The sequence below is a fragment of the Gilvibacter sp. SZ-19 genome, from assembly GCF_002163875.1.
Classification (GTDB): domain Bacteria; phylum Bacteroidota; class Bacteroidia; order Flavobacteriales; family Flavobacteriaceae; genus Gilvibacter.
Window position 1 is genome coordinate 782,986 of sequence record NZ_CP019333.1, and the last position, 21,097, is coordinate 804,082.

The 21,097-nt window shown below is 43.9% G+C and carries 20 protein-coding genes; 9 read left to right on the plus strand and 11 right to left on the minus strand.

Annotated features, from left to right (window positions below; all coding sequences use genetic code 11):
• Nucleotide 1: 1 nt before the first annotated feature.
• The 7 genes from clpP to BTO09_RS03715 all read right to left on the minus strand — a co-directional run bounded on the left by clpP (nt 2) and on the right by BTO09_RS03715 (nt 7,108).
• A complete protein-coding gene (clpP, locus tag BTO09_RS03685; protein WP_087523377.1) occupies nt 2-676 on the minus strand; it encodes an ATP-dependent Clp endopeptidase proteolytic subunit ClpP in 675 nt (224 codons plus the stop codon).
• A 93-nt stretch (nt 677-769) separates the two neighbouring features.
• A complete protein-coding gene (gene tig / locus BTO09_RS03690; protein ID WP_087523378.1) occupies nt 770-2,092 on the minus strand; it encodes a trigger factor in 1,323 nt (440 codons plus the stop codon).
• A gap of 78 nt (nt 2,093-2,170) precedes the next feature.
• On the minus strand, nt 2,171-2,524 hold the full coding sequence (locus BTO09_RS03695) for a phage holin family protein (RefSeq protein ID WP_087523379.1): 354 nt from the start codon (nt 2,522-2,524) through the stop codon (nt 2,171-2,173).
• Between the two features lie 193 nt (nt 2,525-2,717).
• A complete protein-coding gene (locus BTO09_RS03700; protein ID WP_087523380.1) occupies nt 2,718-4,250 on the minus strand; it encodes a G-D-S-L family lipolytic protein in 1,533 nt (510 codons plus the stop codon).
• Nucleotides 4,251-4,274: 24 nt separating this feature from the next.
• Nucleotides 4,275-5,525, minus strand: coding sequence for an OmpP1/FadL family transporter (locus BTO09_RS03705; protein WP_087523381.1), 1,251 nt, complete (start codon nt 5,523-5,525; stop codon nt 4,275-4,277).
• 105 nt (nt 5,526-5,630) lie between these two features.
• Nucleotides 5,631-6,395 (minus strand): alpha/beta fold hydrolase, encoded by a 765-nt coding sequence (locus BTO09_RS03710; protein WP_087523382.1) that lies wholly within the window; start codon nt 6,393-6,395, stop codon nt 5,631-5,633.
• On the minus strand, nt 6,395-7,108 hold the full coding sequence (locus tag BTO09_RS03715) for a pyridoxine 5'-phosphate synthase (RefSeq protein ID WP_087523383.1): 714 nt from the start codon (nt 7,106-7,108) through the stop codon (nt 6,395-6,397). Before BTO09_RS03715 ends, BTO09_RS03710 begins: the two co-directional genes overlap by 1 nt.
• Before the next feature lie 84 nt (nt 7,109-7,192).
• Here BTO09_RS03715 and BTO09_RS03720 point away from each other — a divergent pair, with 84 nt between their 5' ends.
• From BTO09_RS03720 to murI, 8 genes are all read left to right on the plus strand, one after another.
• Nucleotides 7,193-7,849: a CBS domain-containing protein gene (locus tag BTO09_RS03720; RefSeq protein ID WP_087523384.1), complete on the plus strand. Its 657-nt coding sequence runs from the start codon at nt 7,193-7,195 to the stop codon at nt 7,847-7,849.
• A gap of 22 nt (nt 7,850-7,871) precedes the next feature.
• Nucleotides 7,872-8,765, plus strand: a complete 894-nt coding sequence (locus tag BTO09_RS03725; protein ID WP_087523385.1) for an NAD kinase — start codon at nt 7,872-7,874, stop codon at nt 8,763-8,765.
• A gap of 93 nt (nt 8,766-8,858) precedes the next feature.
• Nucleotides 8,859-9,554, plus strand: a complete 696-nt coding sequence (locus BTO09_RS03730) for a DUF6089 family protein (protein ID WP_087523386.1) — start codon at nt 8,859-8,861, stop codon at nt 9,552-9,554.
• Nucleotides 9,555-9,556: 2 nt separating this feature from the next.
• The gene (locus BTO09_RS03735) at nt 9,557-10,297 is read left to right on the plus strand and encodes an isoprenyl transferase (RefSeq protein ID WP_087523387.1); all 741 of its coding nucleotides are present in this window, start codon (nt 9,557-9,559) and stop codon (nt 10,295-10,297) included.
• Nucleotides 10,298-10,301: 4 nt separating this feature from the next.
• Entirely contained in the window at nt 10,302-12,851 is a 2,550-nt protein-coding gene (gene bamA, locus BTO09_RS03740) for an outer membrane protein assembly factor BamA (RefSeq protein ID WP_232455005.1), read from the plus strand.
• A 43-nt stretch (nt 12,852-12,894) separates the two neighbouring features.
• Nucleotides 12,895-13,764, plus strand: coding sequence for an OmpH family outer membrane protein (locus tag BTO09_RS03745; RefSeq protein ID WP_087523389.1), 870 nt, complete (start codon nt 12,895-12,897; stop codon nt 13,762-13,764).
• Nucleotides 13,765-13,816: 52 nt separating this feature from the next.
• Nucleotides 13,817-14,332, plus strand: coding sequence for an OmpH family outer membrane protein (locus BTO09_RS03750; protein ID WP_087523390.1), 516 nt, complete (start codon nt 13,817-13,819; stop codon nt 14,330-14,332).
• 67 nt (nt 14,333-14,399) lie between these two features.
• Nucleotides 14,400-15,188 (plus strand): glutamate racemase, encoded by a 789-nt coding sequence (gene murI, locus BTO09_RS03755; RefSeq protein ID WP_087523391.1) that lies wholly within the window; start codon nt 14,400-14,402, stop codon nt 15,186-15,188.
• Here murI and BTO09_RS03760 read toward each other — a convergent pair.
• From BTO09_RS03760 to BTO09_RS03770, 3 genes are read right to left on the minus strand one after another with little or no spacing between them, the layout of a single operon-like run.
• Nucleotides 15,173-15,703, minus strand: a complete 531-nt coding sequence (locus BTO09_RS03760; RefSeq protein WP_198356530.1) for a gamma carbonic anhydrase family protein — start codon at nt 15,701-15,703, stop codon at nt 15,173-15,175. The two genes, murI and BTO09_RS03760, sit on opposite strands and share 16 nt — an antisense overlap.
• Before the next feature lie 6 nt (nt 15,704-15,709).
• Nucleotides 15,710-16,441, minus strand: coding sequence for a LytTR family DNA-binding domain-containing protein (locus BTO09_RS03765; protein WP_087523393.1), 732 nt, complete (start codon nt 16,439-16,441; stop codon nt 15,710-15,712).
• Complete coding sequence (locus BTO09_RS03770; RefSeq protein ID WP_232454992.1) at nt 16,438-18,630, minus strand: histidine kinase; 2,193 nt, start codon at nt 18,628-18,630, stop codon at nt 16,438-16,440. The genes BTO09_RS03765 and BTO09_RS03770 overlap by 4 nt, the downstream gene beginning before the upstream one ends.
• A gap of 254 nt (nt 18,631-18,884) precedes the next feature.
• On the opposite strand from BTO09_RS03770, the gene BTO09_RS03775 reads away from it, so the two are divergent.
• Nucleotides 18,885-20,051, plus strand: coding sequence for a VWA domain-containing protein (locus BTO09_RS03775; RefSeq protein ID WP_198356532.1), 1,167 nt, complete (start codon nt 18,885-18,887; stop codon nt 20,049-20,051).
• Between the two features lie 46 nt (nt 20,052-20,097).
• On the opposite strand, the gene BTO09_RS03780 is transcribed toward BTO09_RS03775, so the two are convergent.
• Nucleotides 20,098-21,096 (minus strand): type IX secretion system membrane protein PorP/SprF, encoded by a 999-nt coding sequence (locus tag BTO09_RS03780; RefSeq protein ID WP_087523396.1) that lies wholly within the window; start codon nt 21,094-21,096, stop codon nt 20,098-20,100.
• Between the last annotated feature and the right edge of the window lies 1 nt (nt 21,097).

Here is a 21,097-nt window from a genome sequence, read left to right on the forward strand (position 1 = left end):
ATTAGCCTCGGGTTAGTATTTCGTCGATCATCCCGTATTCTTTGGCTTTGTCTGCCTTCATCCAGTAATCACGATCTGAATCTTGATAGATCTTTTCGTAAGTCTGGCCAGAATGCTTGGCAATGATTCGGTATAATTCTTCTTTTAAGATCAAGATCTCTCGAGCAGTGATCTCAATATCACTTGCTTGTCCTTGAGCGCCTCCTAAAGGTTGGTGGATCATTACTCGAGAGTGCGTTAAACCACTGCGTTTCCCCTCGGCACCCGCACACAACAGTACAGCTCCCATAGAAGCTGCCATTCCGGTACAGATAGTGGCTACATCAGGCTTAATGAATTGCATGGTGTCATAAATACCTAAACCGGCGTATACGCTTCCTCCTGGTGAGTTGATGTAGATCTGAATGTCTTTGGTAGAGTCTGTACTCTCCAAGAACAACAACTGCGCCTGAATGATATTGGCCACTTGATCGTTGATCCCAGTACCTAGAAAGATAATACGATCCATCATCAAACGCGAGAATACGTCAAAGATCGCAATGTTCATTTGACGCTCTTCGATGATATTTGGTGTTAGGCCAACAGGATACATGCTACTTACGATCTTATCGTAATAGGTAGAACTGATCCCTTGGTCCTTTATAGCAAAGTTTTTAAATTCTTTTCCGTAATCCATTGAAATACTAGATTAATTAGGTGTTTTTTAATTGACAAAAAAGGCGTGAATCCTCTCGGATTCGACGCCTAAAGATAATTAAAATAAGCCGGTTTAACTGTAGGCCTCTTTCACGAAGGCGTCATAAGTGACTTCTTTGGTCTTCAGTTTGGCATTTTCCTTAAAGAAATCAAGCATCTTTTGCCCGTTCAACTGCTCTTGCAAGCGTTGTACTTCTTCTTGGTTGCTCATTATTCTGGCAGTGATTCCGTCTAACTCTTCTTGAGAAGGATTCATTTGCCCAAACTGTGCCATTTGTGCCTTGATCATGTTCTGTGCATAATCCTTAAGCTCGTCAAAGGTCACCTGTAAATTGTGCTCTGCACGAAGTTTGCCTTCAATAAGTTGATAACGCAAGCCTTTTTCGGTACGCTCGTATTCCGCGTTGGCCTCCTCTTCTGACAATTCTTGCTCTCCTGCAACGCGTAACCAACGCTTTAAGAAACCGTCTGGCAGATCGAACTTGGTGTTGTCTATCAAGGTTTCTACTACATCGTTAAGAAGCTTCTGATCTGCTTGTTGAGCAAACTGACGCTCTGCATCTTCTTTGATCTTTTCGCGCAATTCTGCTTCTGATTTCACAACGTCTTTTCCAAAAAGCTTGTCAAATAACTCCTGATTCATTTCAGCGAGCTCGCGAGTGTTGATCTCGTCGATGGTAAATTCTACCTCAACATCCAAGCCGTGTGCATCGTCGTGAGATACTCCAAAGACGTGTTGGTTTTGGTGATCGTCCTTAAACATGGACTTGGTCTTCAACTTAACCGTTTCACCTGCTTTTGCTCCTAGTAATGCTTTCTGCTGACGCTTTCCGTCAACGCGATCCAGAGATAAGGTGGTCTTGTTGTCGATACCTGCTTCTTCGTTCTTGAAAGTTCCGGTAATCTCCGCACTTTCTACAACTTCTGCTTGGCTAATGAGTTTTCCGTATTGCTTGCGGATGCTGGTTACTTGATTGTCGATCATTTCGTCATCGGCAACGATCTTGTAGTGGGTCACCGCTTTCTTAGGCTTTAGATCCACCTCGAACTTCGGAGCAAGACCTAGTTCGAATTCAAAATTGAAATCGTCTCCATCCCAATTGATGTCGGTCTCGTTCTTAGGCAGTGGATTACCCAATACCTCTAATTTCTCCTCGGTCAAATATTTGTGCAAGGAGTCTTGCAACAGCTTATTCACCTCGTCAACCAAAACGGCCTTCCCGTATTGGCGCTTCACCATTCCCATTGGCACATGTCCTTTGCGGAAGCCAGGAATGTTGGCGTTCTTTCTGTAGTTGTTTAAAATGGTGTCTACCTTTTCTGCGTAGTCCTTTTTTTCGATCGCCACAGTTACTACGGCGTTCAAATCATCAATATCGGTTCTGCTGATGTTCATAATGTGTTTTTCTCTGAAAATCGGAGGGCAAAAGTACGACTTTTTTAAGCCATCAGCAAGGGAACCAAAACTTGATTATCAGGAGGTTGGTTTTTCTTCTTTGACCAAAGAATTGACAAAGGCTTGTAAGCAGGAAAGCAGCACACTGAACAGTACGGCCCACCAGAATCCATCCACTCTAAATCCGTCTAAAAGCTCACTGGCCAAAAGCACGATAATCGCATTGATCACAAAGAGGAACAATCCTAGGGTTAAAATGGTCAAGGGCAAAGTGAAGAGGATGAGCAAGGGTTTGACCACTAAGCGCAAGATAGCCAAGACCACTGCAACTATTATAGCGCCCCAATAACCCGAGACAGCAACACCCGGAAGCACATTGGCCAAGATAAGTACAGCTCCGGCCGTAAGGGCGATTTTGATAAGTGTGTTCATCAATTTAAAAATTTTATTGCACTGTTAATCAAGGAAATAAAAATTTTCTGCATTGATCAACCGCTTCGCTTTCGCACAAAAAATTTAATTATTGCGGTGGATAAACTGCTAATTAAATTTGTTTGTGCTCATTTCATAATAAAAAAAAGCGTTACCCTAAGATAACGCTTTTTTCTATGTCTTAGCTACGAACTTAGTCGTTGCTCAAGGTGACCGTTCCAAAGGTTCCTATATCCACATTTGGAATATTGGCTCCGTACTTGGAATTGATAGCGTCGATGATCAGATTTGCTGTGTAAGCATATCCACGAGGCGTTGGGTGTACTCCATCTAAAGAGAAAGCTCCACCAGTAACAAACTCATTGGTCAACATTACACCGTCGCTCATCACACCACCGTTAGCAACTTGAGCCAAAGCAGATCTTGCATCTACAAAAGCGATGTCGTTAGCCGCAGCGATGTTTTGAATAGCAGCGTTGTATGCAGCTCCTGCAGCAGCTACACGAGCTTGCTCCGTAGCAGTCAGTACAAATTGGTTTGCCAATGGAACAGATACTCCATTGATCGCTGTAGGATCGTCACCTACTTGAGTACCCAATACGCTAGCAGCAGGAAGAACGATAAGGTCGTTGGCGTTAGCCTGACGCAATTGTCCTAATAGCGCTGCAACATCCGGAGGTAAATTCGCAGGAGGCCCTTGTAAGATCGTAGTAACGTCAGTAAGATCAGTATCTACAATGATAGGCGCGTTTCCTAGTCCTTCTGAGAACGATACGGTACGCATCGCAGCCTCTTCCGCAGTAATAACTCCGAAGCTAACCAAACCAGGCAATACAAGGTCGTTGTAAAGCGCGAAGTTAGCATTCAAAGCCTCTGCAGTAGCAGCATCAAGAGGAATAGAATTTACAGGTACTGTTGTGAAATAAGGAATAGATGTTACGTCTGGGATATTCAAAACAACACCACCAGATCCACCAGCTGCAAGTGCTTCAACTTCTTGACTGAATACAGAAGCAAATACGTTCGGGTCTGTGATATCGTTAGGTCCGTAAGTAGACGGATCTAGGTTTCCGGTCTGATCCACTCCAGAACCACCACTAGTAGCGTAAGAAAGGATATCGTTGTTTCCAATCCAAAGGCTAAAGAAAGATGGGTTCAAAGAGGTTGCATCTCCGATTACAGTAGCAGAACCGCTAGTAGCGATACGTGCGTAATACGGGTTAGCAGTTCCGGTAAGTACTCCGTTAACATCACCGTATCCAGGTGCTACTAAGTGGAAACTCTTAGCTCCAGGAATACCCATATTGTTAAATGGACTTGCTAGACCGTTAGCCACATCAGTGGTTGGAGTACCACTCAAACGAGCAGGACCAGGATTTCCGTTAGCATCTACTGCCAACACAAAACGGTTCTCAGCGATTTGGTTACCGCTTAATAGCAATCCACCTAAGTTGTCATCAACTAAAGGCTGCGTGAATTCCCCACCACCTGCAAGTGCAAATTGGTTGGCAAGGATGTTAGGATAAGAATTCTCTTGTCCTGTGATATACAATGCACCGTCAGCGTATCCGGCTGTTAGGGAGTTACCCACGGCAACAAAACTAGACATATTGGCCTCTCCTGTGGTGTAAAAGACTTCGTCAGTGATCGGTTCGTCAAAATCAACTTCACAACTCGCAAAGAAAGCTGCAGAAGCGACAAATAAATATTTAATATATGTTTTCATATGGCTTATCAGATTAAGTTGTAATTACAGTCTGTAGGAGATTCCCAAACCTGGAATGAATGAGCTCGATTTGTAAGTTCCTCCAAAAGGTACAGCTACCCCATTCTCAAAGTAGAAATCATAAGAAGCATCAACTTCTTTGAATCGCAAGTAAAGGAATGAAGCATCGATCTGGAAACGGTCGCTTAGGTTGAAAGTCAGACCAGCAGTATATCCGTTAGAATCGTTACGTGGAGTTTCCGGAGCGAAGAACCCGTCTTGTACCGGAGACTCATCAAAGTAGTATCCTGCACGTAAAGTAAACTTAGAAGTAGCCTCATACTGTAAACCGAAACGGTAAATAGAAGCATTCTTGTAGTTTCTTCTGTTAAAGGAATCCGGAATGTTTGGATCTGCAAAGTCAATATCCAAAGAGTTGTATACATCCCAGAAAGCACGGTTGAAATCGAAAGCGAACAACCATTTCTCACAGAACTCGTAAGAGAATCCTACTGTCAATTCCGCAGGAAGTGGAAGTGAAGCATCAAAAGTTGTATCGGCAAATGGAGTCAAAGGAGAATTTGGAATGTTCTCAAAGTCTGCCTCACCACCTTCTGCATCTAAGATGATCTCTGAACGGTAGTTGAATCCGATTTTGATCTTGTCCGTTGGTGTAAACATAGCCCCAATGGTATAACCCCAGGCATTTACCCCAGATGCGTCTACAGTAACATTAGCTCTGTTGCCATCAAGGTCAGTTAAAGTACGGTTCAAGTTTCGGTTAAAGTTTACAGAACCGCTCACGTAGATAGGTCCACCACCTATACTCAACTCGTCGAATAATTTAACAGATACTGTAGGCTGTACAAAGATCGCAGCCAACTCAATATTGTTAACCAAGTGCGATCCGGCCCAGTCCGTAGGATACTCTACAGTACTTCCGTAAGGCGTGTACACCCCTAATCCAAAAGCTAGCCAGTCGGTTGCCTTATAAGAAGCATACAAATAGAATGGGGTTCCAACAGGACTATCAGTCTCTGCAGAATAACCAAATTCTGAGTTTTGGAATTTAACGTCGGAGAACACACCGCTCACCCCGGCAGAGATGTTGAGTTTGTTTTCCAGGTAGACCATACCGGCAGGGTTAAAAAACACCAATTCGGCACTGTTCACGACTGCCACACCCGTGTGTCCCATAGCCAGAGATTTCTGCCCCTGTAGACTCACTCGGTATCCACCTGCATAAGTCACCGCCGCAGTCAACGCAAAAACAGCGAAAATGAGTAATTTTTTCATAAAAAGGGATTAAAATTTAGTTTGTAGTATTAGTTCATTTACAAAGGTAGTTCTTTTTAAGCCACTACCTATTTATTATGCATACATAATAAATGTTGTGCAATGTTATAAAAAATTCAAGACTTTTTGGTAAAATTCCCTAGGATTTTCGGCATGTAGCCAATGTCCGGCAGCGCTAACTTCCGCCACTTGTGCCTCTGGAAAATGACGTTTGATCAAAATTTCATCCATCGGAAGGATATAATCAGATCGCGCACCTTTTAAAAACAAGGTTGGACCCGTGTAATGCGCGTCAGCAGCTAATGGCTTGCCTACCTCTTCTATATTTTCTGCAAGTACTGGCAAATTCATACGCAGCCCGAGCAGTCCTTTCTCTTTCCAATACAAGTTCTTTAATAAAAATTGTCTTACCCCGGCGTCCGGCACCTCGGTAGCCAAAAGTTCGTCCGCTTGCGATCTGCTGTCCAATTGGGCATCCCATAGCAAGCCCAGACCTTTCAATATGGCCTGATGGTGCTGCGGATAGCTTTTAGGCGCAATATCGGCAACGATGAGTTTTAAAACTCGCTGCGGATGGTTCACGGCAAACTCCATAACTGTCTTCCCTCCCATAGAATGTCCAATCAAATTCGCTTTGTCCAAGCCGTGATGATCCATATAGGCCAACAGGTCTGTAGCCATTAATTCGTATGAGAATCCACTCGCATGAAAACTGCGCCCGTGATTGCGCTGATCTACCAAATGGACCTGAAATCCATCTGCTGCGAATTTATTGGCCAAGGTTTTCCAGTTATCTCCCATTCCTAAAAACCCGTGCAAGATCACCAAAGGTTGTCCTTCTCCAAGAATACGTGAGTGCAATAAGCTCATTACTTCAACTTATTGATATACATATTGACCACATTCTCCAGACCCAGATAAAGCGACTCCGAGATCAAAGCGTGCCCTATGGATACCTCGTCCAAGTTCGGAACCTGTTGGGCAAAATAGGCAATGTTATCTAACGACAGGTCATGACCGGCATTTACACCCAAACCGAGCTCATGTGCCAATTGAGCACAAGCCGCATATGGCTTTACCGCTTCTTTATTTCCGGCGGCATAACCGCTGGCGTAGGCTTCTGTATAGAGCTCTATCCGATCTGTTCCAACAAGAGCAGCTCCTTCTATCATGGCAGGAACCGGATCTACAAAGATCGAGGTTCGCATGCCCTTGGCCTTGAATTCTGCAATGATCTCGCTTAAAAAGTCCTTGTGTTTTTGGGTGTCCCAACCGGCATTGGAGGTCAATACATCTTCTGCATCCGGAACCAAAGTGACCTGTTCCGGCACAACTTCATTGACCAGATCGACAAAACTCCCAACAGGATTACCTTCTATATTGAACTCGGTATGAACCACTGCCTTTAGATCTCGCGCATCCTGATAGCGAATATGACGCTCGTCCGGTCTTGGATGGATGGTGATTCCGTGAGCGCCGAAATCTTGGATATCGGCAGCTACTTTTAGCAGATTGGGTACGTTTCCTCCTCTGGCATTGCGCAGGGTGGCAATTTTATTGATATTTACGCTTAATCGCGTCATGGCTTAGTATTTGATTACAAAAATACGAAGATGATAAGGGCTCATGCTCCTTAAAATTGATTAATTTGCATAAAAATTAACGGCTTGAACACGGAAGAATATATCATAAACGACGTTAGACCTTTTAGTTTGGAAACTACGGTTAAGGAAGTGCAGAACACTTTTAACAACCTGACGTATTCCCATCTGCCTGTTTTTAATGAGGGCACCTATTTGGGTTGTATCTCCGAGACAGACGCGCATTGCTTTGAAAGCGACAAAACACTCTTAGATGTGCAGTATGCCTTAGAAGGATTCTTTGTGCGTGAAAAGACCAATTGGCTGGACGTTCTCGAAGCTTTTGCCCAATACAACAGCAACATCATGCCTGTATTGGACGACGACCAACAGTATTTGGGTTATTTCGAGTTGGGTGATATTATGAACCTGTTCAGCGAAACTCCATTTTTACACGAAGCAGGAGGCATTATCATAGTAGAAAAAGGCGTGAATGACTATTCCTTTAGCGAAATCTGTCAGATCGTAGAATCCAACGACGCCAGACTCCTAGGCGTATTTGTTTCTCATATGGAGAACGATCTCATCCAAGCTACCGTAAAAATTGCACCTACAGGAATCAATACCATAGTACAAACCTTTAGACGCTACGGATACAACATAGTCTCACAACATGCCGAAGACACCTATCTGGACAGTTTGAAAGAACGCTCCAAATATCTGGACAAGTACCTCAACATGTAATCTAAGCCTTTAAAAGCTGCGCATGAAAATCGCGATCTACGGACAATTTTACCACAAAAATTCGGGCGGCTATATCGCCTCGGTACTCAACGCGCTAGATAAAGCCAAGGCCGACGTTTACATTGAGGCCAACTTTTTAGAGCTCATTCAGGCCAACGAAAGTATAGAGAAAGACTACCAAGGTTTTGAAACCTTTAGCAGTCTAGATGATTCTTTCGACCTCTTTTTTAGTATTGGTGGAGACGGGACCATCTTGCGTTCCATCACTTATGTGAAAGACCTCAATATTCCTATAGTTGGAATCAACACGGGCCGTTTAGGCTTTTTGGCCACCATTCAAAAGGACGATCTAAAAGAACATATAGATCATATCCTCAACGGAGAATACTCCATTTCTGAGCGTAGCTTGCTGCAAGTGAAAACCACCCCTGCTACTGCCATGGAAGGAGTTTTGAACTTTGCCTTGAACGAAGTTGCCGTAAACAGAAAGAACACTACCAGCATGATACGGGTTGCTACGGAGCTAAACGGCGAGTATTTGACCAGTTATTGGTCAGACGGGCTTATTGTGGCTACACCTACAGGTTCCACAGGTTACTCTTTGAGCTGCGGAGGTCCTGTTATCGATCCAAAATCGAACTCCTTTGTGATCACGCCTATTGCGCCGCACAACCTTAACGCCAGACCTTTTGTGATTCCGGACGACACGACCATCGGCTTGCAGGTATACGGACGCGAGGATTCGTACTTGCTTTCTTTAGATTCCAGGATCGTAACTTTGGCCAACGACACCGAGGTAGAGATCACTCGAGCTCCCTTTACAATTTCTCTGGTTCAACTCAACCACGACAGCTTTATAAAGACCATAAGACAGAAGCTTCTTTGGGGCGAAGACAAGCGCAATTTTAAACAATAAAAGAGGCGTTTTACTGTTTTACTTCTCGGAGGATGCAGTTAAGGCTGTGGATACCTCAAGTTTATTGTTATATTTGCACGTTTTTTCAGGGATATGAGGGCCTTATTTTTGCTGTTTTTTATGGGATTAGGAAGCTTTATGAGCTTCGGTCAAACCTACGAGATAGGAGCTGTTCTGGGCGGAACCAATTTTATTGGCGACGTAGGACGCACCAATTACATCTCGCCTAACACGCTTCACTTCGGAGGGATCCTCAAATGGAATCGCGGCCCAAGACACGCTTTTCGCTTTACTTTGATCCAATCCAACCTCAAAGGAGACGACACCAAATCCAGCGAAAGCAGACGTGCCCAACGCGGTTATACCTTTACCAATTCGATTACAGAAGCATCGCTGGGACTTGAATTTAACTTCCTGGAATTCAGCATGTATTCTGACCAACCACAACGCACACCGTATTTATATACCGGTTTGACGTATTTTCGATATAATAACCTTTTTAGGGACCCGAATACGGATGTGATTCGTAAATTTGACAGCGCTTGGGATTTTGCGATCCCAATGGTTGTTGGCTATAAAGCTACCGTAGGAACCAAGATGATCCTCGGAATTGAATTTGGAGCCCGATATACCCTAACAGACGCCTTGGACGGCAGCAATCCGGTAAAGGATCTCGCAGACGACCAAAGCCTTAAATTTGGCAACCTGAACAGCGACGATTGGTATGTGTTCACAGGACTTACCCTGAGCTTTACCTTTGGTCGCCAACCTTGTTATTGTAACTTTTAGCAATGAACGATTTGGACCGTATCGACAAAGATAAGCTGCCACAGCACCTCGCCGTAATTATGGACGGCAATGGTCGTTGGGCTAAAAAGCACGGTCTTTTCAGAACCAAAGGTCACGAAAGCGGTGCTAAAGCCGTGAAAGAAGTAGTTGAAGGAGCCGCAGAATTAGGCATACCTTTTTTAACACTTTACGCCTTTTCGACAGAAAACTGGAATCGTCCCAAATTAGAGGTACAAACCCTTATGAAACTCTTGGTCTCAAGTCTTAAGAAAGAGCTGAAGACCTTACAGAAAAACAATATACGCCTCGGAGCGATCGGAGCCCTTCAGGACTTGCCAGACAAGGCCAGAACGGAGCTCAATGAAGTAATTGAAGCCACAAAAGACAACGAGCAAATGACCTTGACATTGGCCCTGAGTTACGGCTCCAGAGAGGAAATCACAAAAACTATTAAAGAAATAAGTTCCAAAGTTAAAAATAACATAATTTCGATTGAAAAGATTGATGAAGACGTTATAAATAAGCATCTTTACACGCTTAATTTACCGGACGTGGATCTGTTGATCCGCACCAGTGGAGAGCAGCGTATAAGCAACTTTTTACTCTGGCAGATCGCTTATGCGGAATTATATTTTACAGAGGTACTTTGGCCCGATTTTAGAAAGGAAAATCTATACGAGGCTATTCTGAATTATCAAAACAGAGAACGCAGATTTGGAAAGACCAGTGAACAACTCAACTAACACTATATTTTTGAATTCCTATAAAAGAACTTTACCCCTTCTCTTGCTGTTATTGCTGCTGAGCTTTTCTGGCTTCAGTCAGAAACGCGACCTGGACGCCAATCGCAAATACGAGATCGGCAATATTGAGATCACAGGACTCAAAAGTTACAACGCACAGACCGTACTTACCTTTACCGGACTTAAATCCGGGGAACGCATTTATGTACCGGGGCAGCGCCTGAGCGACATCATCACCAACCTTTGGGATCAGAACCTGTTCTCAGACATCAGCATTTATGTGACCCGTATGGAGGGCGATGTGGTAGATCTAGAGATTAACATCCAAGAACTACCAACCTTGAACAATGTCTCCATATCTGGTATCAGAGATCGTAAGGCGCGCGATATCATCAACGATAACGAGCTTAAAAAAGGTCAGAAGGTTACGCAAAACCTGCTTACTACCACTAAGAATTATATCCTCAACAAATACCGCGAACAAGGCTTTCTAAATGCCCAAGTGATCATGAGCACCACTGCTGTGATCGACTCGGTTACTGGTTTGGACACCAAACAAGACTTGGCCATCGCCATCGACAAGGGCGAACGCGTAAAAGTTGATCAGATCACTATTGATGGCAACGAAGCACTTTCAGATGCAAAGCTTCAGAAGGCCATGAAGAATACCAAGAAAAAATTCCCTTTGCGATTCTGGAAACGCTCTAAGTATATCCGCGACGATTACGAAGCGGACAAGCAATCCATCATCGACAAATACAAAGAGAACGGTTATCGCGATGCACGAATCGTGAGCGACACTCTAATTCGCAAATCCGACAATACAGTTGCCCTTGAACTTACAGTAGAAGAAGGAAATCAATACTACTTCGGAGATATCGATTTCATCGGGAACAGTGTCTTTAGTGACGAATTGCTAAGCCGTGTCTTGGGAATCCAAAAAGGAGACACCTACAATGGAGTACTCTTAGAGGAACGCATTGCCGATGTAGGCGACCCGGAGGCTTTAGACCTCACCAACCAATACCAGAACAACGGTTACCTCTTCTCTCGTATTAACCCTGTGGAGGTAAACGTAAGAAACGACACCATAGATTTTGAGATCCGTATCATAGAAGGAAAACCAGCTTATTTTGATCACGTGACCGTGGTTGGAAACACTCGTACCAATGACCACGTGGTATATCGCGAACTTAGAACTCGCCCAGGCGAGATCTATTCGAAAGCCAATGTAGTGCGTACGGTTCGTGAATTGGGACAGGTTGGATATTTTGATCCTGAGCAGATCTCGCCAAACTTCAAGAACGTAGATCCGAACTCCGGTACCCTAGATATGGAATATTCTGTAGTGGAGAAAGGATCGAGCCAGATCGAACTACAAGGTGGTTACGGTGGAGGTGGATTCGTTGGAACCGTTGGACTTTCGTTCAACAACTTCTCCATCAGAAACATCTTTAACGGAAAGGCGTATAAACCGCTGCCAATGGGAGACGGACAAACCCTATCCCTAAGAGCGCAAGCCAGTACGTTCTTCCAGACTTATAGCTTGTCTTTTATCGAGCCTTGGCTGGGTGGACGTAAACCGATACAGTTCTCGGCCTCATTCTCGCATACCGTACAGTTCTTCTTTGACTTTAGAAGTAGAGATGCAGACCGTTCGCGTAAGTTCTTAATCACTGGTGGATCTTTGGGTATTGCAAAACGCCTCAAGTGGCCGGATGATTATTTCCAGATCTCGCATGCGGTAAGCTTCCAGCACTTCGACTTAAAGAATTATGTCACCAACCTATTTACGTTTGGTGATGGATACTCGAACAACTTGGCCTATACCATTGGTTTGAGTCGTGATAATACCACCGTAAACCCGATCTATCCACTAGGAGGATCACAGTTTGCCTTGACCGCTAAACTCACGCCGCCATGGTCACTGTTTAGCAATACCGACTTTGCCAACTTGCAAAACGACCCGGAATTCCAAGACGTAAACGGTAATCCAGATCAGGCGCGTATTGACCAAGAGCGATTCAAGTGGTTGGAATTCTACAAGATCAAATTCAACGCAACCTGGTATACCCGTGTTGTCGATAAATTAGTATTGAGAACCCATGCCGAATTTGGTTTCTTGGGTGCCTACAACAACGATCGTGGGATCCCTCCTTTTGAGCGTTTCTTTGTGGGTGGTGACGGACTTGGAGCCTTTAGCTTGGACGGTCGTGAAGTGATACAGTTGCGCGGTTATCCAAACCAATCGCTATCGACCATTGATGGAAATACGATTTTTAACAAATTTACGTTAGAACTGCGTTACCCTATCAGTTTAAAACAACTGGCAACCATATACGCATTGACGTTCATTGAAGGTGGAGCGGCTTGGGATAGTTTTAGAGATTATAATCCCTTCGTTATTAATCGTTCTGCTGGCGCAGGAATCCGTATATTTATGCCTGCGTTTGGACTCTTGGGAATCGATTTCGGATACGGTTTCGACCCTATTCCTGGTGGAATCGAGCCTAATGGATGGGAGACGCATTTTATAATTGGTCAACGTTTTTAAACGTTTTGGCACGATATTTTCAATTACTCAACTAACGACGATTATGCGATTAAAATTAATTCTCTTGGCTTCTGCCCTTATGATCGGCAGCCTAACCTACGCGCAACGTGGAGCGCGTATCGGTTATATTGATATGGAGTACATTCTGGAGAACGTTCCAGAATACCAAGAGGCTTCCCTGCAATTGGACAACAAGGTTCAGCAGTGGAAAAAGGACATTGAAAAGAAACTGGCAGAAGTAGATCAAATGAAGGTCGACTTGAGCAACGAACGCGTTTTGCTTACCAAGGAATTGATAGAGGAGCGCGAAGAAGAGATCCAAGTAAAACAAGACGAGGTACTGGATTACCAGCAGAAGCGTTTTGGACCTAATGGCGATTTAGCCATCCAACGCAGACAATTGGTACAGCCTGTACAAGATCAAGTCTTCAACATCGTTCAAGAGATCGCAGAGGCCAAGAAATACGATTTCATCTTCGACAAATCGGCAGACATTGTTATGTTGTTTGCTGCAGAGCGAAATGATATCAGTGACCAAGTGGTTCGTGCTATCAACAGAGCGGCTAAACGAACTCAGGCCACATCTAAAAAAGATAAAGAAGAGATCGAAGCTCGCGAAGCTCTATCTGCAGAAGAAGATGCTGTAGTTACGGCGAAAGAGCAAGAAATTGAAGCTAAGAACGAAGAGCGTGCTGCTGCTGCGGCCGCAAAAAAGACCGAAAGAGAAACACTTTTGGCAGAACGCAAAAGAGTCCGTGATTCTGTGCGCGCTGCTAAAAAAGCAGAGTTCGACGCTAGAAGAGCCCGTTTGTTGGCCGAGCGTCAAGCCAGAAAAGATTCTATCGACGCCGCTCGTGCTGCACGTCAGAATAACGACGACGACGGTGGCGAAGACGATGGCGGAGGCCTTTAACTCACATTAAATTGATAATCTATATACTTACTTAAACATTAATACAATTACAATGAAACATTTGAAATCTTTATGCGTAGCGTTGGTGTTGTTTGTTGGAGCTACCGGATTTGTGCAAGCTCAAGATGCGGCAAAAACTGCCCATATTGACACCCAAAAGTTGGTAGAAGCTATGCCGAGCATGGTGGACGCACAAAACCAATTAAAGAAATTGCAAGCCACTTATGATGCTGAGATCAAAACTATGGCTCAGGAGTGGGAAGCTAAAATGAAGCAATACAATGCCGAGGCCGAGAGCAAGACCGATGATGAGAACATCCGTCGCTCAAAAGAGGTTCAGGATATGCAAAAGAAAATTCAGGAATATCAGCAAAACGCACTTAAGGACCTTCAGCAAAAAGAAGTTGACCTTATGACTCCACTATTGGAAAAAGCGCGTGCTGCTATTCAAAAAGTAGCCCGTGAGCAAGGATACCAATACGTATTGGATTGCGCTGTAGGGAACGGAGTTATCCTTTGTGATGGACCAGACCTTTTGGCTGCTGTGAAAAAAGAGATGGGTATTTAATCTATCTGCTTTAAACTTTTTAAGAACTGCCTTCGGATTCCCGGAGGCAGTTTTTTATTTTTAGCTCATGAACAACAAGGGGCCTATCGGTATTTTTGATTCGGGTGTTGGCGGCACTTCTATTTGGCGTGCCATTCAAGCCCAAATGCCTATGGAGCACACCTTGTATCTGGCAGACAGTCGCAATGCACCTTATGGCAAGAAGTCCAAAGCCGAGATCACGGCATTGAGTGTTAAGAATACGGAGTTTTTAATTGCTCAAGGAGCTAAGATCATAGTGGTTGCCTGCAATACTGCCACTACAAACGCCATAGATCATCTTAGAGCAAGCTACGACCTCCCTTTTATTGGAATAGAACCAGCTATTAAGCCTGCCGCTTTGCAAACCCAAACTAAAAGCATTGGCATATTGGCCACACAAGGAACTTTAAGTAGTGCTCTTTTTGCAAAGACCTCTGAAACCTTCGCCAAAGACATACAAGTCATTGAAGTTATTGGAAGCGGCTTGGTAGAACTCATTGAAAGCGACCAAATTCAAAGCCCTGAGATGCTAGAGCTACTAAACAAATATTTGGCTCCTATGAAGGCGGCTAAAGTGGATCATTTGGTGTTGGGCTGCAGTCATTATCCCTACTTGATCCCACTAATAAGTAGTTTACTTGGTAAGGGCGTGAATATTATAGATAGTGGCTTGGCCGTAGCACGTCAAACCCAACGCATTCTAACGCAACACGAGCTTCTTTGTGAGCAACAAGACCCACAACACCTATTCTACACCAATGGCAACCCACAAGTCCTCAAAAGACTCCTAGCAGACAACACAGCCCCAAAACAGATCAGTTATAAGGATTTCTGATCCGGATCTTTAAACCAAGAGGCGTATTTCACATAATTGTTGGCAATTCGGTCTATCTCTCCCGCAGAAAGTTCAGCACTGACCGATTTGATCTTTTTGGCAGGTGTTCCGGCATAGATACTACCCGCAGGAACATGTGTATTCTTGGTCAGGACAGCTCCCGCAGCAATGATACTTCCAGACTCGACCACGCAATCGTCCATGATAATACTACCCATCCCAACAAGTACATTATCGTGTATGGTGCAACCGTGTACAATGGCGTTGTGTCCTATGGAAACATTGTTTCCAATAGTGGTTGGGGACTTTTTATAAGTGGCGTGGATAACAGCTCCGTCTTGAATATTGACCTGCTCCCCTATTTTGATAAAATGAACGTCTCCTCTTATCACTGCATTGAACCACACACTACAACGTGGACCCATTGTCACTTCCCCGACTATAGTTGCATTTGGGGCTATAAAACAGTCTTCAGGGATCTGCGGATGTATACCGCGTACAGGTAGAATATGCATGATCGGTTATTTAAAATAAGACAAGAGTGCGGACTTCTTTGCGGCAGAGACCAATAGTTCTTTGCCATTGCTTAGCACTACACTACCACCCTTTCCTTTATTGTAGGCTACCACGGCGTTCACATTGACCAAATAGGACTTGTGGATACGCGCAAAACCTTGTTCGGCCAAAATATCTTCAAAGTACTTGAGTGTCTTGCTGACCAGTTTCTTGCCCTTTTCCAAATAGATCTGGGTGTAATTGTCATCGGCCTGACAATATAGGATATCATCTACCGCTAAAACCTCAAAACCCGATTGCAAAGGAATAGTGATCTTGCCCTGTACTTGCTTTGAAGATGGGACTAAGACTTGATCTTGCAAACGCTCCTCTTGCAGTTTGATCTCGGTAACGTAGTCTACCGCCTTGATAAGTTCATCAATAGAGATCGGCTTTAATAAATAATAAGAAGCATGGGCATTCAAGGCATCGATGGCGTAGTGATCATAGGCCGTAACAAAGACCGTTTCAAAGGTTCTGTCACCTACCTTATCTAAAAGATCAAAGGCGTTGCCATAGGGCATTTCCACATCGAGAAAGACCAGATCTAACTCGTGATTCCTGATCAGAGTCAATCCCTCGTCTATCCCGGCAGCTTCTCCGACCAATTCCACCGTTGGGCAGTACTTTTTCAGGTAATTCCTAAGGATCTCTCTACTGGTTTCCTCGTCTTCTACTATGATGGCTTTTAAGGTCATTTGTCTTTCTTTACAATTAGGCTCACGCGGGTTCCACTGCCGTCTGTTTCCAGATCGCTAACGGTTACGTCTACCTTGTCTTTATACATTTGATTCAGGATCTGGATGCGTTTTTTAATGTTCCCCATCCCCTTGGATTGTTGTTTCTTCTGATTGGCCGTTTTTAAGGCCTTAGATCTTTGCCGTCCAATTCCATTATCGGAAATGGTTATAGTAATGGTTTCCGCATCTGTTTGATCAAAGCGGATCTCTAGTTTACCCTTGGTCTCTTTGTATCGCAAGCCATGCCAGACAGCATTTTCTATATATGGCTGTAATAGCATGGGTGGGATCACAAAATCATCGACCTTGAGCTTTTCGTCTAAAATGATCTCGTAATCGAATTTATCCTGGAATCTGAAATGCTCCAGTTTGGTGTAGATACTTAGCAGATCGATCTCTTTAGAAAGCGGAATAAAGTCTTCTTCGCTGTTCTCCAATACAGAACGCATCAGTCTGGAAAAATCAGAAAGGTATTTGTTGGCTGTCCGCTCGTCATTGTTGGCAATAAAACTGTTTACCGAGTTCAGCGCATTGAAAATAAAGTGCGGATTCATCTGCGTTCGCAGCGACTTTAAGGCCAAGAGGTTGTTGGCGTATTTTTGCTGACGAATACCTTTATTTAAAAAGTACGCCATGGCCAGAAGCACCAGAGCCAAGGCTACTAGTGAAGCGATGATCCACTTCTGCACCTTGTTATTCTTTTCTATCAACTCCTGATTCTCAAAGGCCAATTTATAGCGGGACTCGTTGAGCTGACGTTCGTTCTCCAAACTGGTGATCCGATTCTGCTTTAAGGCGATATCACGGCTAAAACGCGCCGCTTGAGAGAGCTCTTGTTCTTTTCTGCGATAGAGTTCATCTACCACAGCCACGTAGCTTTCGTAACTGCTAGCAGACTTTTCGGTCATCCCCAGATCGCGATAGATCTCCGAAAGTTTTCGCGTTGCATCTTTCTGCACTACAAGATCGCCACTGGCATCTGCCTGTGAGATACTCTTTTCCAAATACGGTATGGCCGCCTGATAGTTGTCTTGTGCCACTAAAGCGTTGGCAATTTTGTAATTCTGTCTTTGTGGGGTGAGATCCTCTGCTGCATCGTCTTCGGATTTAATAACAGAAAGATCCAAAGAATCGAGCATGCTCAAGGTTTCTGTACGCAGTTTGATCTCCTTATCAAAATCTCTGTTGGCATTGTAAAAATCTGCCACCTTAGACTGCTCCTTGGCCGATCGCACTTCGCTCTCATCCGCAGCCAATTCCAAGGAATTTTCGAAATAATCATTAGCGATGTTTGGTGAACCTGCCGCCGCATAGGCCTCTCCGATCTTGGAATTCAAATTAGTGATCTTTGGAGTGATCAAGTGGTCTTTGGCCACTTGCAGACCGCGCTGGTAGTTATCGACTGCATTGTCAAGATCCCCGATGGCAATATAGGTGTCTCCTAAACCCTCGTAGACCTCTACCGTCTGATAATTGGTCAAATTCTTGTCCAACAGCTGCTGATAGGTCTGCAGACTCTCTTGATGATTCTTGTTATTTCGGTAGGTTCTAGCGAGTTTGATCTCTACGGCTATCTTTGGTAAGCTACGCAGACTGCTCTTGTAATTCTCTACCGCCAGGTCGTGTTGCAGCCAATAGTCGTTTATATCGCCTAAGGTCTCAAAGGCAATTCCATTTTGAGCTGGTGTTGGGCGTTGATCTCTTGTGGACTCTAAAGCTTGTGTCACGAATTCGATACTCTTTTTAGCATCTTGTTTAAGAAACATCCGGGCCGAATCCATATACTTGGGAAACACATTGACATAACCTTGTTGGCGAGACGAGAGCTTTTTCTTGCTTACGGCACTGCGTTCTGCAGCTGGGGCTTTTTTAACTAAAATGCGTACACTTTGATCATCCTGAATCTCGTAGTAAACCGTTTCAAAAGCATCGCTGGTCACTATTAATTGATCGCCCACCCGCGCGCGAATGCTAAAATCGCCCGCAGCATCGGTAGTGGTATATGCACCTCCTGCAATTTCAATATTAGCATTGCTAATGGGCTCTAACAATTCGTCGTCAAAGATGCTCCCTTTAAGTATAAAGGTCTCTCGTGGTTGTAATCGCGTTCTGCCATCGCTATTGGAATCGACCTGAGCGAGGCTCATCGGACTAAATCCAAGCAACACTAGAAAAAGTAATATATATGTGTATCTAGCAGACATATTGATGTAAACTTAGGCTTTTTTAAGCAGTAAAGAAAACTGCTCAGTGACCATAAATGCTAATATTAGGCCAAAATTGACCACTTGCCTAAAACTGCAATGAAGTTCCCTAATCGAATAGCCTAGTTGCCTCATTCTGCCTTTTTCCTTGCTACCCGCCCAGTTAGTTTTACAGCAGTAAAATAAATGATATCAAGATGAAACGAATTTTATTAGCAAGCTGTTTATTGAGTGTGATGCTTTTACCTTCATGTAAGGGAGAAGTAAACAACACCGACAACGAATTGGCAATAGCAAATCCGCTGCCAAAAACGGAACCTAACAAACACTTCATTAAGGTTGCGCTATTATTGGATACGAGCAATTCTATGGATGGTCTAATAGATCAAGCAAAGGCCCAGCTTTGGGAGATCGTTAATGAACTGTCATATGCCCGCTGTAAATCGGTTCAACCTAATTTGCAGATCGCACTCTACGAATATGGGAACGACGGCCTGCCGAGTCAAGAAGGACATATTAGACAGGTATTGAACTTCACCCAAGATCTGGACGAAGTCTCTAAAGAATTGTTCTCTTTGAGTACCAATGGCGGAAGCGAATATTGTGGTCAGGTAGTTCAGACCTCTTTAAATCAATTAGATTGGGGTAAAGATGCAGACGACCTAAAAATGGTCTTTATTGCAGGAAATGAGCCATTCACTCAAGGTCGAGTGAGTTATAAAGATGCCGCACAAGATGCCAAAGAAAAAGGCGTGGTAGTTAACACTATTTTTTGCGGAGATTTTAATCAAGGTGTACACAGCAAGTGGAAGGACGGTGCAGATCTTACTTATGGAGACTATATGGCAATAGACCACAACCAGCGCACGGTGCACATTGCTTCTCCTTATGACGATGTGATCTTGCAATTGAACCTCAAACTCAATCAGACCTATGTGCGCTATGGCAAAGTAGGTTATGCAAAGGCACAACAACAAGCCGTACAGGATAGCAATGCAGAATCCTATGGGAAAGCCAATGCCGTAAGTAGAACTGTAAGCAAAGGAAGTGGCATGTATAAGAATACCACTTGGGATCTTGTAGATGCATTAGAGGCCGATGAAGATTTTGAACTGGAAGAACTCGAAGAAGAATACTTGCCAGAGGAATTAAAAGGTAAATCTGCAGCAGAGATAAAAGCGTATGTAGATAAACAGGCAGCAGCGAGAGCTGAGATCCAGAAAGAGATCCAGAAGCTCAATGAAAAGCGACGTCTTTACATAGCAGAAAAGCAAAAAGAAGAAGGTACCAACGGCTTAGGTAATGCCATGTTGGAAGCTATTAAGAAACAAGCGGAAAAGAAAAACTATACCTGGGAACGATAAGCGTTCTTAGAAAATAAAAAGCCCCGACTCATCGGGGCTTTTTTTATTAGTTGATCGCAGGACAATTACAATCGTATTCTTCTCTGCGTTTTCCAAAGTCGAATCCTACAGTAAGCTGATGGAAACCACCGGTATCAAATCGGACCGTTCCAATCTGATAAGAGTAAGTATAGGCAAACAACCATTGACCGTAGTTCACACCTACAACAGGCGTGATCAGTTGCAGTTTCTGATCGCCAATATTTACACCGTCTAAGAATTCAGCTCCGTCAAAACTTCTGCGGTAAGACAATGCTCCCCAAACCTGACCAAAGTCAACTTCTTTATAGGCTTTAAAGTTTAGGTCTACGAACTTTTCACCTGTGCGCTCAGTAAGCTGAAACAAGGTAGATGGTTCAAAGGTCCACCCGGTATAGCGCGTAGCAAAGGTATAGGCTGCAGATAGCAAATAACGTCTCTGGTTTGCGGATTCGAAATCCTCAGAAAACAATCCTCTGTTTCTAAATATCAAGTTCTTTACCGTAAAGTGGGCAGAGAAATCTAAAAAGTTATAAGAAGCTCCTACGTCTACATTAAAGTATGACGAACTTTGAATGATCCCCGCAATAACAGGGTCAAAGTCATTGAGATCAAAATTTGTTTCATCTAAGGTAGATTGCACCAAGCCCGCACTCAATCCAAAGGAAAGCTGATTCAGATCCACTGGAGATCTTGAAAACATAATGTGGTGTGCATAGGTGAGGTATCCACCCGTCTGAGCGTGGTATCCGTTTTGGTCATTGAATAAGATCGCTCCTATTCCCGACTGATCTCCCAATCTGGCGTTAAAGGCCAGGGTCTGCAAATTCGGAGCATCATTCTGATCAAACCACTGCTGTCTGGCAGAAAGCCTGATCTGATTGCTGTTTGCAGCTCCCGCCATAGATGGATGCAGTAGGTACAGATTGTCCGATAGGTAATCTGAATACACAGGAATTCCTTCCTGGGCGTTCATTATACCGCATACAAGTAGGGCAATAATTGGGGATAATTTCTTCAAGTTCATG